Genomic DNA, 13854 nt, shown 5'->3' with positions numbered 1-13854 from the left:
GAGTCGACAGGAGAACCCCCCGTGCGCCTGCTCCGACCCCAGCTCCGCAGGGCCGCCCTCGCGGCGGCCCTCACCAGCCTCGCCGCACTGGCCGGACCGGCCCTGCCGGCCCGCGCCGCCACCCCCGCCGTCGCCGTCCTGGACGGCGCCCACCAGGACGTCGGCTGGCAGAGCCCCACCTACGCCAAGGGCACCCTGGGCGGCCCCACCTCCTGCCCGGCCGCCGCGCAGGACCCGGACGGCGCGGTCTGCGGCCGCTTCGACCTCACCGTGAACGTCCCGTCCGGCTACTGGGACGACAACCCCGAGGGCGGCGTCCCGATCTCGATCCAATGGCCGCACCAGACCGACGACTTCGACCTCTACGTCTACGACGCGAACGGCAAGGAGGTCGCCGAGAGCGCGGGCACCGCCGACCCCGAGGCCACGGTGATCCCCAAGGCCTCCGGCACCTACCACGTCCTGGTCGTCCCGTACGACGTGCACGGCGCCTCCGTCACCCTGCACGCCTACCTGCCGAAGACCGCCGACGCGGGCGACCTCACCTCCTTCTCCGGCGGCCGGGGCAGCTACGACATCGCCGCCGGCCCCCTCAAGGCCAAGGTCGACTTCCTCGCCGACGACCAGCTGCGGCTGCGCGCCGCCCCGGACGGCGTGCTGACCGACCCGGCGGGCAGCACCATCATCCGCAAGCAGCCCGAACTCCAGTCCCGCACCAGCTCGTTCGACGCCGGCGACTACTACGGCATCCGCTCCGGGCACGTCGTGCTGCGGGTGTACAAGCACCCGCTGCGGTTCGGCCTCTACCAGGCCGACAACCGCACCGCGATCTGGCAGGAGGACGCCCCGCTGCGCTGGTCCACCGGCGGTCTGCGGCAGAGCCTGGTGCGCGGCGCCGACGAGCAGTTCTTCGGCGGCGGTGAACAGAACGGCAGCTTCTCGCACCGCGACCGGACCGTCCACGTCGCCAACAGCACCAACTGGAACGAGGGCGGCTGGAACAACTCCCAGCCGTTCTACGTCTCCACCGCCGGCTACGGCGTCTTCCGCAACACCTTCGCCCCCGGGATCTACGACTTCGGCTCGCCGGTGCGCACCGGACAGCAGGAACGGCGCCTGGACGCCTACTACTTCACCGGCGACGTCAAGTCGGTGATCGGCCAGTACACCGCCCTGGTCGGCAAGCCCTTCATGCCGCCGGTCTACGGCCTGGAACCCGGCGACTCCGACTGCTACCTGCACAACGCCAACCGCGGCGAACGCCACACCACCGACGCGCTCAAGGTCGCCGACGGCTACCAGCAGAACGGGATGCCGCTCGGCTGGATGCTGGTCAACGACGGCTACGGCTGCGGCTACGAGAACCTGCCGCAGACCGGCGAGGGCCTGCGCAAGGACCACGCCCAGCTCGGCCTGTGGACCCAGAACGGCCTGCCCAACCAGGCCGAGGAGGTCAAGGCCGGGGTCCGGGTGCGCAAGCTGGACGTGGCCTGGGTCGGCAACGGCTACGACTTCGCCCTCAACGCCTGCGACCAGGCCAAGGCCGGCATCGAGGACAACAGCGACGCCCGCGGCTTCGTCTGGCTGCCGGTCTCCTGGGCCGGCGCCCAGCGCTGCGGGGTGCTCTGGAGCGGCGACCAGAGCCTCTCCTGGGACTACATCCGCTGGCAGATCCCCACCTACGCCGGCGCCACCATGTCGGGCATCGCCTACGACACCGGCGACGTCGGCTCGATCTTCCGCCGCGACCCGAAGATGTACACCCGCGACCTGCAGTGGAAGGCCTTCCTGCCGACCATCATGACCATGGACGGCTGGGCCAAGGACATGACCGGCAAGCAGCAGCGCGACCAGCAGCCCTGGCTGGACGGCGAGCCGTACACCTCGATCAACCGCAAGTACCTCCAGCTGAAGGAGCGGCTGCTCCCGTACATGTACACCCTCTCCGCCGAGGCCACCCGCACCGGCATCGGCGCGGTGCGCCCGCTCGCCCTGGAGTACCCGGACGACCCGGCCGCCCTCGGACCGGACGCCACGTACGAGTTCCTGGCCGGCCCGGACTTCCTGGTCGCCCCGGTCTACTCCGACACCTCGGTGCGCAACGGCATCCACCTGCCCGAGGGCACCTGGACCGACTACTGGACCGGCCGCACCTACCAGGGCCCCACCACCATCAACGACTACTCCGCCCCGCTGGACACCCTGCCGGTGTTCGTCAAGGGCGGCGCGATCGTCCCGATGTGGCCCCAGGGCACCCTGTCCTGGCAGAACCGGGACCGCGGCGAACTGGACTACGACCTCTACCCGCAGGGCGACAGCTCCTACACCCTGTACGAGGACGACGGCACCACCCGGCAGTACGCGACCGGCGCCTCGGCCACCCAGCGGGTGGACGTCCACGCCCACGGCCCGGTCACCACCGTCAAGGTCGGTGCCAGCGAGGGAAGTTACACCGGCAAGCCGGACGCCCGGGCGTACCGGTTCAGCGTGCACGGCCAGCCCGCCCCCCGCCTGGTGGTCACCCGGGGCGGCCCGCTGCCCGAGCTGGACTCGGCCGCCGCCCTCGACTCCGCCGACTCCGGCTGGTACCACGACGAGGCGACCGGCGTGACGCACGTGAAGACGCCGTCCTTCTCCACCGACGACGCCTTCAGCCTCCACCTGATCCACTGACCGCCCCAGGGCGTGTCCGACAATTCCCGCCGGGCCTCGCAAACACGATCGGCCGTCGCACCCCTGACGGAGCAAACCGGGCCGCCCCCCGCCCGATCGTGCCCATCCGACCACGACACGGGACCGCACCGGGACAACCACCGAGCACACACGAAAGGCTGAGGCCGTCCGGCCCAGGACCACACCACGTGGCCCTGGGCCGGACGGCATGACGGCCACGACCGGCCGGAGCGACCCGAGACCGGGATGGTGGCATGACCCTTCAGGACACCCCGACCGCCGGCACCACCCGGCACGGCGACTTCGCCGAGCTGCGCCGACGCGTCACCGAGGCCGGACTGCTCCGCAGGCGCCCGCTGTACTACGGCTGCCGGGCCGGCGCCCTGCTGCTCGCCCTCGCGCTGGTCCTGACCGGGTTCACCGCCCTCGGCGCCAGCTGGTGGCAGCTCGGCCTGGCCCCCGTACTCGCCCTGGTCCTGGGCCAGTTGGCGCTGCTCGGGCACGACGTCGCGCACCACGCGGTGTTCTCCGGGCGCCGGAGCACCGATCTGGCGGGCATCCTGCTCGGCAACCTGGTGGTCGGGATGAGCTACGGCTGGTGGGTCAGCGACCACAACCGCCACCACGCCCACCCCAACCGGGAGGGCCGCGATCCGGCCGCGAACGCCATCCTCTTCGTCCGCACCGCCGAACAGGCCCGGCGGACACGGGGGTTGCGCAGGACCGTCGCCAAGTACCAGGCGGAGCTGTTCTTCCCGCTGCTCTCCCTCCAGGCACTCGGCCTGGTCGTCGCCACCACCGTGACCCTGGTCCGGGGCCGGCTCCGCCACCCGGTGCTGGAACGGAGCCTCGCCGCACTGCACTACGTCCTCGCGGCGGGCCTGCTGCTGGTCGTGCTCACCCCGCTCCAGGCGCTGGCCTTCGCCGTGCTGTGCGGCGCCGTGCTCGGCGTCTACCTGGGCTGCATCTTCGCGCCCAACCACAAGGGCATGCCGATGACCGGCCCGGACGAGCCGCCCGCGGACTACCTCCGGCGCCAGGTGCTGCCCTCCCGCAACCTGCGCGCCGGGCGGTTCACCCACTTCCTGTTCGGCGGCCTCGGGTACCAGATCGAGCACCACCTCTTCCCGGCCATGCCGATCGCGGCGCTGCGGCCCGCCGCGCGGATCGTGCGCGGCTACTGCGCCGAGGTGGGCCTGGCGTACGGCGAGGCCGGGCTGGTCGACTCCTTCCGGGAGATCCTGCGCGACCTGCGGGAGGTCGGGCGCTCCGTCGACACGCCCCCGGGCGCGGCCCCACCCCGCGTGCCTCCGGTGCCGTCCGTGCCCGGGGCGCGGGCCGGCCGCGGGAGCGCCCGGTGAGCCGACTGCTGTCCGGGGCGACGGTCCGCCCCGCGGCGGGCCCGGCCCCGGCTGCGCCCGGCGGCCGACTGCGCGTCCTGATCGTCACCGAGTCCTTCCCCCCGCAGCTCAACGGCGTCGCCCACTCCGTGCTGCGGACCGCCGAGCACCTGACCGCCCGCGGCCACTCCGTGCTGGTGGTCACCCCGGCGACCCGCGCCCGGCGCGGTCCCGAGCAGGTGGACGGCTACCAGGTGCTGCGGGTCCGGTCGGTGCCGCTGCCGGGCTACCCGGAGGTGCGGATCGCCCTGCCCGGCGGGCGGTTGGCCGCCGCGATCGACCGCCACCGCCCCCAGGTCGTCCACCTGGCCGGGCCGTTCGCACTCGGGGCGGCCGGCGCGGCGGCGGCCCGGCGGGCCGGGATCCCGGCCGTGGCGGTGTTCCAGACGGACATGGCCGCGTACGCCCGCACCTACCTGCCGTTCCTCGGCGGGGCCGGCCCCCGGGCGGCCTGGCGGATCCTGCGGCGGATCCACACCGCGGCCGCCCGGACGCTGGCACCCTCCCAGGCCTCGCTGGGCGCACTGGCCGCCCACGGCGTCCCCCGGCTGCACCTGTGGCCGCGCGGAGTCGACCGGGAGCGGTTCCACCCGCGCCACCGGGACGACGCCCTGCGCCGCCGGCTCGCCCCGCGCGGGGAGGTGCTGGTCGGCTACGTCGGACGGCTGGCGGCGGAGAAGCAGGTCGACCGGCTGGCGCCGGCGTCCCGCCTGCCGGGCGTCCGGCTGGTGGTCGTCGGCGACGGCCCGTGCCGCGCCCCGCTGGAGGCCGCACTGCCGGACGCGGTGTTCCTGGGCCGCCGCACCGGGCACGAACTCGCCCGGCTGTACGCCTCGTTCGACGTGTTCGCGCACACCGGGCCGTACGAGACCTTCGGCCAGACCGTCCAGGAGGCGATGGCCAGCGGCCTGCCGGTGGTCGCCCCGGCGGCCGGCGGGCCGCTGGACCTGGTCCGCCCGGGGCGCACCGGCTTCCTGGTGCCACCCGGCGCCGGGGAGGAGTTCCGCACGGCCGTCGAACGGCTCGCCCGGGACCCCGACCTGCGGGCGGACCTCGGCCGGGCGGGCCGCGCCGCCGTGTCCGAGCGCGGCTGGGACGCCGTCGGCGACCGGCTGATCGGCCACTACCGCCTCGCCATCGCGGAGACCGCCGGACCGCTGCGGCGCTGAGCCGCCCCCTCGCCCCCGACCACGATGAGGACCCACCCCCGTGCACCAGCCGCTCGCCGCCGACTACACCCCCAGCACCGCACCCGGCGCCGGGACCGCCGTGTTCCTGCACGGACTCGGCGGCTGGACCCACAACTGGGCCGCCCTGATCGACCTGCTGCACGGCTCGGTGCACTGCCTGGCCCTGGACCTGCCCGGCTACGGCCGGTCCGCTCCCCCGGCCGAGGGCGTCGTCACCGTCGAGGGCCAGGCCACCGCCGTCGCCGCCCACCTCGACCGCGCCGGGCACCGCAGGGTCCACCTGGTCGGCAACTCCCTCGGCGGCCTGACCGCACTCCATCTCGCCGCCCACCGGCCCGAGTTGGTCGCCTCGCTGACCCTGCTCGCCCCCGTCCTGCCGGCCCTTCCGCCGCCCCGGGCCGCGCTGGCGGCCCTGCTCGCCCTCCCGGGCGCCCCGCGGCTGTACGGCCGGCTGCTCGCCGGCCGCAGCCCGGAGCGCCAACTCGACGACCTCTACCGGCTGATCTACGCCGACCCCGGCCGGGTCCGCCCCGACCAGCGCGCGACCGAGGCCCGCGAACGCCTGCGCCGCAGCGCGCTCCCGCACGCGCCGCGGATACTGCCCGAGGGCATGCGCGCGGTGGTCCGCGCCTCCCTGCACCGGGGCGTCTCCTCCCCCTGGCAGCAGGCCGGCCGGATCACCGCCCCCACCCTGCTGGTCTACGGCCGGGAGGACCGCCTCGTCCCGTTCCGGCTCGCCGCCCGCGCCTACGCGGCCTTCCGCGACGCCCGTCTCCTCACCCTCCCGGACACCGGCCACGTCGCCATGCAGGAACGCCCCGCCCCGGTCGCCGCCGCCCTCCGCGCCCTGATCACCGAGACGGGCTGAGGTCCGGGGACGGCCCGGCCGCCGGTCAACGACCCCAGGAGCCGCCGGTGGCGGTCGTCCGGGTGGCCGCCGGGGCGGCGGGCCGCAGGGGCTCCGAGCCGACGGTCGAGGTGGTGGTCCGTCGGCCGGCCGTCCCGGATGTCCCCGGCACCGTCCCCGCCGTCGCGGTACGGCGGGCGGCCGACAGTCCGGGCGCGGCCACGGGGGCGCCGCCGTCCGGCTCCACCCGCTCGATCCGCAGCACCACGTTGCGGTCCCGGCGGTCGCCCGCCCGGTCGCGGTTGCGGCTGTGCACCAGCTGGGTCTGCACGCCCCGAATCTCCTGCCAACGCCCCTGCACGGCACGGATGTTGGGGCACCACTCGGTACCGACGCGGTGTTCCAGCGCCAGCTGCCAGCTGTCCGCCTCCACCAGGTGCACCGCGCCGACCTGCGCCGGGATCTCCACCGGCGCGACGCCCCGGACGGTCACCACCGCCCGCTGCGGCCACTCACCCTCCACCGCCGTCACCGTGATCCGGCTCGGGCCCTGGTACCAGGCCATCGCTGTCCTCCCGCGTCCGTCCTCGCCGCTCGCCGGACACCCGGCCTCCACCGGTACCACGGACGCGGACCCCGCCCGGGTTCGAGCCGCCCCAGGGCCGGTCCTCGAACTCCCGCGCGGGGTCCGTCGGGTCAGGCCGAGACGTGGTACCAGTAGCCGCCCGTGCGCAGGGTGACGTAGTGCACGTCGGTGCCGGTCTCCTTCGCCTCGTACATCATGTCCGCGCCGGTCGCCGGGTCGGTCCCGGCGTAGAGCACCACGTGGCTGGTGTTGTGGGCGTCCGTCCCGAAGTACTCGACGTCGCCGGGGCGGCGCTGGGCCTCGGTGATCCGGGTGAGGTGCTTGTCCAGGGTCTGCTCGGTGGTGTCGCCGCCGTTGGCGAGGTCGATGCCGGCACCGAACCAGAAGGCCGCGCGGACCAGGCCCGAGCAGTCCAGACCGACGGTGGTGTCGGCCGGGCAGGGCTGGATCGAGCCGGTGTAGCCGTCGCAGGTGCCCAGCGACGGGCCGGGGCCCTCGCCGCGCAGCGAGTGGCCGCCGCCCCACACGTACGGGAGGCCCAGGTAGGACTTGGCCGCGTTCAGCACCTTGGTGGAGTTGATCGGGCCGCTGGGCAGCGGGGTCGGGGTGCTGCTGTAGAGGGCGGTCTTGACGCCCGTGCCGACGATGCCGTCGATGGTCAGGCCGTGCGCGGCCTGGAAGTTGCGCACGGCCGTGTCGGTGGCCTGACCGAACTGCCCGTCCACGACGAGGCGGCCCGCGTTGAAGGTGTTCAGCAGGGTCTGCAGGGTCGAGACGCACTGGCCGGTGGCGCCGGTCCGCAGGGTGCCGCACTGGGTGCGCAGGTCCACCGTGCCGGAGGCGGCGGCCGCCGCCGCGTCGAGCGCCGTCTTGGTGGCCGGGCCGACGAGGCCGTCCGCGGTCAGGTGGTGCGCGGTCTGGAAAGTGCGCACGGCGGTGCCGGTGGCCGGACCGAACTGCCCGTCCACGGTGAGGGTCGCGCCGGTCAGGTTGAGCTCCGCCTGCAGCTGGGTGACGCAGCCGTCGGCCTCCCCCTGCTGGATGGTGGCCGGGCAGGACGGGGAGGTGAGCGGTATCGGGGCCGGCGCGGTCGCGGCGGAGGCGGTCGAGGCGGTGTACGCGCCGACACCGGTCAGCGCGGCGGCCAGGGCCAGACCCAGCGACAGCCGGCGCCGGGTGGGAAGGAGGGTGTTCACAGCGGGATCTCCAAGGGCGTGATGGTTCGTCGGCAGAACTGTGCCCCACTCCACCGCCCGGACGGGAGACATCTGCCGTCCCATCCGCCGCCGGAACGCGTCTCACGGCGCCTGCCTGCACGGTGAGACACCCGTCCGCCCGAGTGTGAGACCCCGCCCGCCCGGAACTCGCCCCTCCCCGGGGGTGGGCCGAACGGCTGACGGGCGGTCGGGGCGGCCGACGGCGTGTCCCGCATGACGACCCGTACGTGCCTCAGCACCGGCTCCGCCCTGCGACCGGGCACCGAGCGCCTCCGCGGCGACCGCGGGTTCCCGTGCGTGGCCGCTCGCGTCCCCGGGCCGTCCCAGGGACGGGAGAGTCCCCTGGGACGGCACCGGCGGGTCACCAGCCGGGGGTCACCGCGCCGGACTTGGTGGTACCGGACGTCGTGCTGCCGGACCTCGTGGTGCCGGGCGTCGCCGTCCCCGGTGTGAGGCGCGACCCGGGGCCCGGCCCGCCGCTGGTGCGCACCGACGGCGTCGAGGCCGGGCCGATCGCCTCCACCCCGAGCGCCGACCGCTCCGGTGCCGCGACGCCGAGCGCGTCCAGACGCAGCACCAGGTTGTGCAGCACGTCCGACGCGGGCCGGCCCGGCCAGCGGCAGTCCCGCGCCCGGACCTCCCGGGTGCGGCGGCCGCCCTCGACGGTCACCGGGCCGGGCACCACCTCGACGTCCGGCCGCCAGCCGCCGCCCGGCCACAGGTGCTCCAGCCGCAGCTCCCAGGTGTCCGCGTCGACGACCATGGACTCCCCCACCACACCGGCCAGCACCTGCACGCCGTACGGCGTGCGGACCACCGCACGCTGTTCGAAGTCGGCGTCCTTGCCGACCACCGTGAGGCGCCACGCCCCGTCGACGAACATCCCGCCGCCCCTTCCGCGTTCCCGGCCGGCCGTCAGGCCTTGCGGCGGGCGCCGGCCTTGCGGGCCGCCACGACGAGTCCGGCGCCGGCGACCAGGGTGGCGGCACCCGCCACCGCGAGGCCGGTGTTGCCGCCGCCACCGGTCTGGGCCAGGGCGGGGGCGGCGCTCGCACTCTCCGAAGCCGAAGGCGAGACGGAGGGGTGCGCGGCGGGCGAGGACGGCGTGCCGGACGGGGTCGCCGACGGGCTGCCGCTGGGCGACGGCGTCGCCGTACGGCTCGACGTCGGGGTGGGCGTCGGGGTGGGCGTCCCGGACGGCGTCGCCGGCTTGGTCGGGGTGGGTGTCGGCGTCGGGGTGACCGGCGGGGTCGGCGTGGCGGTCGGGCAGAGCGGCACGTCGGCGACGTGCTTGTCCACGTGGGTGTCCGCCAGGGTGAACCGCCAGTCGTCGCCCTTGCCGGAGTAGCCGACGGTCACCTTGGTCGTCGCGTGCGCGCCGAGCGTGCCGTGGTACTTCTCGGTGCCGCCCACCAGGCTGAGGGTGTAGTCCCCCGCGTCCTTGTAGTTGTTGCCGAGCACCAGCACGACGTGACCGGCGTCCGTGCGGCAGCCGATCGTCAGCGAGGCGTCGCTCGGGTTCCAGGCGAAGGCCTGCCCGGTACCGGCCAGGGCCAGGGCGGCGACCGCACCACCGGTGACCGCGGCAGCGCGGCGTACGTGCTTCATCTGTGCATCTCCTCGAAGGGTTGGGAGGGTTCTGAGGGTTCGTGGGGGTCACGAGGGCCGCCCCGGGCCACTCCGCCCGTGGGAAGCGGTGGGCACGCGAGGCGGCGACGGACGGCACAGGGGCCGTCACCGTCAAGTACGGCCCGCACGGCCCGCGGGGTTCACCCGCCCGACAACGCCCCTGGTCAGCCGCCTCCCGCCGGAAACCCGGCTGACAAGCCCCGTCGACTCCGGAACCATCGGGCCGTGACCACAGCACCGAACCTGCTCTCCCTCCGCATCGTCGTACCGCCGCTCGGGACCGAGGGCTCGGTGGAGTGCCGCCCGATCGTCGACGGCCGGGACGTCCTGGCCGAGGTGTTCGACGCGGGACCGGCCGAGGACCCCCGGTTCCTGCTCGCCCCGGGGACCCCGCTGCGGGCGACCGACACCCCGCGTACGGTCCGACTCGCCGAGGCCCACTGCGCCGACGCCTGCTGCGGCGGCATCAGCGTGACCGTCCGGCGCGAGGGGCGGCACGTGGTCTGGAACGGCTGGCGCAACCCCGTGGCCGCGTCCGTCGACCTCCCGGAACTCCGGTTCGACGCCGACCGGTACGAAGCGGAGCTCGACCGGGCCGCCGCCGACCACAGCTGGGAGTGGCCGGCCCGTACGGTCGCCAGGCTGCTGGAGGAACGGGTCCACGGGCGCACCGACTGGCTGACCGCCTGGGAATGCGAGCTGCTCTCCGTCTCCGCCTGGCCCTCGGAACCCGACCGGCTCACCGTCCTCCTGCTCCACCCCGGTCGCCCCGCGATCCGGGACGGCCACCCGTGGCTCCAGTTCCGGCTGAGCATCCCGGTCTCCGACGACCACCCGGCCGCCCAGGCCGAGGCCCTGGTGTCGCGCCTCTCCGCCGAGGACCCGCGCACGACCGCCGAGGTCTGCGGAGGCTCACGGGCGTACGCCGCCCAACTCGGCTACCCCTGGCCCGAACGCCGACGCCGCCCCACGGCCACCGCCACCTGACCCCGGACCCAGACCACCGCCCGTCCGCCCGTCCGCCCGTCCGCCCGTCCGCCCGTCCGCCCGGAGGGCCCTCCCACACCGGCACCGATTCGTGACGTGACCCTGCCTAGTTCGTTCCCGTCGCGCTGTGATGGGATGTGGCCAAGGAGTGACGATCGCAGGCGGGGGTGCGTGGTGCGGAGTGGACGGCTGCTCGGGCTGGACGGGGATGCGGCGCGGTTGGTGGCGGTGGGGCTGATCCGGCTGGGGGCCGGGGAGTGGCTCGGGGCGACCGGCGGGGCGCCGGCGTGGGTGGGCGGGCTGCGGGCGGCCTCGTTCGCGGACACCTGGCTGTCCTTCGGCGACGCGCCCGCCCCCGGGCTGCGGGTGCCCGCCTCGGCCGTGCTGCCGGCCGTCGCGGAGCACGCCGCCGAGTTGCTCCTGCGGTCCTGCGGTCAGGACGGGCCGGCGGCGCTGGAGTGGCTCGGGCAGCGCTCGGCCGAGGCCCGCGAGGAGGCGGACCGGGAGGGTGTGAGCCACCCCGCCGAGCCCTGCGCGCTCACCCTGGTCTGGCACGGGGTGCAGGCGCTGGCCGCCGGGGACGGCCCGTCCCACCGCGCCCGGATCGAGGAGCGGGTCGACGCCTACGTCCGGGAGCGGCACCGCCGCCAGGACACCCTGGCGCTGGTGCTGTGCTGCGCCCGGATCGCCGCCGCCGCGCTGGTGGAGCTGAGCGAGGGCGATCCGGACCGGGTGGACGACCGGCTGGAGGACGACGCGGCGCGCGCCATGCCGCGCGGCGGCCCCGTCCCGCTGTGGGTCCCCAGCCGCCCCTGGCAGCCCGCGGGCTGACCGCGAACGGCCGTGGGCCCTGGCAGTGCTGCCAGGGCCCACGGTCAGGTGTCCCCCAGCGGGGCCGACGCGGATCCGGTCAGCGCGGGCCGGGGTCGCTGGTGCCCGGGCGGCCGTTCTCGACGTGCCCGGCCCAGCGGCGGCGGAACGCCGGTCCGTCCGTGCCCGTCACGGTGACGTCGTACCACCGGCTGTCGCCGCCCAGGTCGAAGGTGAACCGGGCGTCGTCACCGGGCCGAATGGTGCGGCCCTGCTTGGCGCCCTTGGCGTAGGCGTTCTCAAGGGTGACCGTCCGGGTGGTGTCCCCGTGGTTGGAGATCGTCACCCGCACCTTGTTCTTCGCGGGCTCGAAGCGGGCGACCAGGCCGCCCACCGTCTTGCCCTCGAACTCCTGCACCGAGCCGTTCGGCCCGTGGGCGACCAGGTGGTAGCGGCCGTCGACCAGCGGCCAGTGGTCCTCGAAGCTGTCGCCCGCCGAGAGGGTGTAGCGGCGCGGGGCCCCCGTCGGCGCCGTCCGGTCGTAGACGTAGAGCCAGGCGCCGGCCGCACCCTGGTTGTCCATGTTGAGCTGGAACACCGTCGCGTCGTCGGTCTCGTCCTCGTTGACCCGCAGGTCGTACGGGAGCGCGCGGGCCGGCCGGGTGCCCGGCTCCTGGGTGGGCAGCTGCTGGGGCAGCGGCACCTGGTAGGGCTTGCCCCGCGAGGCGATCGGCGCCGGCACCGCGATCGAGACCGGGCGCGGGTCGGCGCCGGAGAAGTCGAGCGCCGAGGTGAGGTCACCGCAGACCGCGCGGCGCCAGGCGCTGATGTTGGGCTCCTCGATGCCGAACCGGGCCTCCAGGAACCGCAGCACGGAGGTGTGGTCGAAGGTCTCCGAACAGACCCAACCACCGCGCGACCACGGGGAGATGACCAGCAGCGGCACCCGCGGGCCGAGCCCGATCGGCTGCAGCCCGCCCCGGTCCGCGCCCGGCACCAGCGGGCTCATCTCGCCCGGGTACTTGGCGAGGTCGAGCAACTCGTCGGCGAGGCTGGCCTCCAGGTCGGTGGAGACCATGCCCTGGCCGCCCGGCCGGCTGACCACCGGCGGCATCGGCGGGACGACGTGGTCGAACAGCCCGTCGTTCTCGTCGTAGTTGATGAGGAAGACGGTCCGGCCCCACACCTCGGGGTTGGACGTGAGCGCGTCCAGCACCAGGTTGATGTAGTAGGCGCCGTCGGTGGGCGTGGCCGACGGGTGCTCACTGTACTTGTACGGCGGGACGATCCAGGAGACCTGGGGCAGCCGACCCTGCTGGACGTCGGCCCGGAACTCCTTGAGCGTGTGGTCGCTCGCGCCCTTCTCCACCAGCGGCCCGGACGCGCCCTCGGCGGTCTGGTAACGCTCGAAGAACATCAGCGAGTTGTCGGTGTAGTTGTCCGTCGGGGTGCCCGGCTCACCCGAACCGCCCTGGTACAGCTTCCAGCTGACCCCCGCGTCCTCCAGCCGCTCCGGGTAGGTGGTCCAGGTGTAGCCGTTCTTGTTGTTGCGCTCCTCCAGGCCGGGCCCGTTGGGCTTGCGGCCGTAGACATTGCGCGGGTCGCTGGTGCCGGTCCAGAGGTAGATGCGGTTGGGGGCGGTGTCGGCGTGGACGGAGCAGAAGTACGAGTCGCAGACGGTGAACGCGTCGGCCAGCGCGAAGTGGTACTGCACGTCCTGGCGCTTGAGGTGACCCATCGTCATGACGTCCTGCTTCTGGTTCACCCACTGGTCGTGGCGCCCCTCGTTCCAGGCGAGGTGGCCGCTGCTCCAGCCGTGGTCGGTGCCGGCCTGGTACTCGGTGGTGTTCCTGGGGTCGATGTACCAGGGCAGCACCTCCTTCTCGGAGGCCGGCAGACCGCGGTCGTGGTAGCGGCCGGTCTTCACCGCGGCGGCGGGCTGGTGCCAGTTCGGCCGACCGTCCGGCAGCAGCGTGGGGCGCGGGTCGCCGAACCCGCGGACCCCGCGGAGGGTGCCGAAGTAGTGGTCGAAGGAACGGTTCTCCTGCATCAGGATGACGACGTGTTCGACGTCCTTGATCGAACGGGTCCGGCTGATCGCGGGCAGGGCCAACGCCTTGCCGACCGCGGGCGGGAACGCCCCGAGGCCGGCGGCGGCCGCGGAGGCGCCGCCCAGCTGGAGGAACCGACGCCTGTCGATGGAGGCCACGTGATGTCCTTCCGAGTCGTGCACTGCACAAGTACGAAGAAGGCTCGAACATAGACATCGCACGCGGGTCGAACACAGTCCTCCAGCGAACGCCGCGTGAGCTTTCGGCCAATTGTTGTCCAGCCAACTTCCCAACACCGCCGCACGGCCGGAAGCCCGGGGGCCGGAAACGCGAAAAGCCCCCGCCCGGTTCACCCGGCGGGGGCTTTTCTGAATGATTGTTCGGCGGCGTCCTACTCTCCCACAGGGTCCCCCCTGCAGTACCATCGGCGCTGTGAGGCTTAGCTTCCGGGTTCGGAATGTAAC

At 74.4% G+C, this 13854-nt stretch carries 11 protein-coding genes and 1 rRNA gene; 6 read left to right on the top strand and 6 right to left on the bottom strand.

The features are described from left to right. Positions 1–21: 21 nt before the first annotated feature. The 4 genes from ABTZ03_RS32040 to ABTZ03_RS32025 all read left to right on the top strand — a co-directional run bounded on the left by ABTZ03_RS32040 (position 22) and on the right by ABTZ03_RS32025 (position 6131). A complete protein-coding gene (locus ABTZ03_RS32040; RefSeq protein ID WP_350516638.1) occupies positions 22–2673 on the top strand; it encodes a glycoside hydrolase family 31 protein in 2652 nt (883 codons plus the stop codon). Positions 2674–2927: 254 nt separating this feature from the next. Beyond that, entirely contained in the window at positions 2928–4034 is a 1107-nt protein-coding gene (locus ABTZ03_RS32035; RefSeq protein WP_350516637.1) for a fatty acid desaturase family protein, read from the top strand. Between the two features lie 68 nt (positions 4035–4102). Then, on the top strand, positions 4103–5242 hold the full coding sequence (locus ABTZ03_RS32030) for a glycosyltransferase family 4 protein (RefSeq protein ID WP_350516679.1): 1140 nt from the start codon (positions 4103–4105) through the stop codon (positions 5240–5242). Between the two features lie 40 nt (positions 5243–5282). Further along, positions 5283–6131, top strand: a complete 849-nt coding sequence (locus ABTZ03_RS32025) for an alpha/beta fold hydrolase (protein ID WP_350516636.1) — start codon at positions 5283–5285, stop codon at positions 6129–6131. Between the two features lie 25 nt (positions 6132–6156). Here the strand turns inward: ABTZ03_RS32025 and ABTZ03_RS32020 are convergent, their stop codons facing one another. From ABTZ03_RS32020 to ABTZ03_RS32005, 4 genes are all read right to left on the bottom strand, one after another. Then, complete coding sequence (locus ABTZ03_RS32020) at positions 6157–6675, bottom strand: hypothetical protein (protein ID WP_350516635.1); 519 nt, start codon at positions 6673–6675, stop codon at positions 6157–6159. Between the two features lie 131 nt (positions 6676–6806). Further along, positions 6807–7892: a C40 family peptidase gene (locus ABTZ03_RS32015; protein WP_350516634.1), complete on the bottom strand. Its 1086-nt coding sequence runs from the start codon at positions 7890–7892 to the stop codon at positions 6807–6809. 382 nt (positions 7893–8274) lie between these two features. Continuing rightward, on the bottom strand, positions 8275–8796 hold the full coding sequence (locus ABTZ03_RS32010; RefSeq protein WP_350516633.1) for a hypothetical protein: 522 nt from the start codon (positions 8794–8796) through the stop codon (positions 8275–8277). 32 nt (positions 8797–8828) lie between these two features. Then, the gene (locus ABTZ03_RS32005) at positions 8829–9521 is read right to left on the bottom strand and encodes an LPXTG cell wall anchor domain-containing protein (RefSeq protein WP_350516632.1); all 693 of its coding nucleotides are present in this window, start codon (positions 9519–9521) and stop codon (positions 8829–8831) included. 246 nt (positions 9522–9767) lie between these two features. Here ABTZ03_RS32005 and ABTZ03_RS32000 point away from each other — a divergent pair, with 246 nt between their 5' ends. Next, positions 9768–10529, top strand: coding sequence for a hypothetical protein (locus tag ABTZ03_RS32000; protein ID WP_350516631.1), 762 nt, complete (start codon positions 9768–9770; stop codon positions 10527–10529). Between the two features lie 171 nt (positions 10530–10700). Continuing rightward, the gene (locus ABTZ03_RS31995; RefSeq protein WP_350516630.1) at positions 10701–11360 is read left to right on the top strand and encodes a hypothetical protein; all 660 of its coding nucleotides are present in this window, start codon (positions 10701–10703) and stop codon (positions 11358–11360) included. A 79-nt stretch (positions 11361–11439) separates the two neighbouring features. Here the strand turns inward: ABTZ03_RS31995 and ABTZ03_RS31990 are convergent, their stop codons facing one another. Together ABTZ03_RS31990 and rrf are read right to left on the bottom strand one after the other, a co-directional pair. Further along, positions 11440–13548 (bottom strand): phosphocholine-specific phospholipase C, encoded by a 2109-nt coding sequence (locus tag ABTZ03_RS31990; RefSeq protein WP_350516629.1) that lies wholly within the window; start codon positions 13546–13548, stop codon positions 11440–11442. A gap of 220 nt (positions 13549–13768) precedes the next feature. Next, a 5S ribosomal RNA gene (rrf, locus tag ABTZ03_RS31985) occupies positions 13769–13854 on the bottom strand; the annotation flags it as partial.

Source organism: Kitasatospora sp. NPDC096077 (genome assembly GCF_040303245.1).
Taxonomy (GTDB): domain Bacteria; phylum Actinomycetota; class Actinomycetes; order Streptomycetales; family Streptomycetaceae; genus Kitasatospora.
This window is presented reverse-complemented; position numbering and strand designations above follow the sequence as displayed.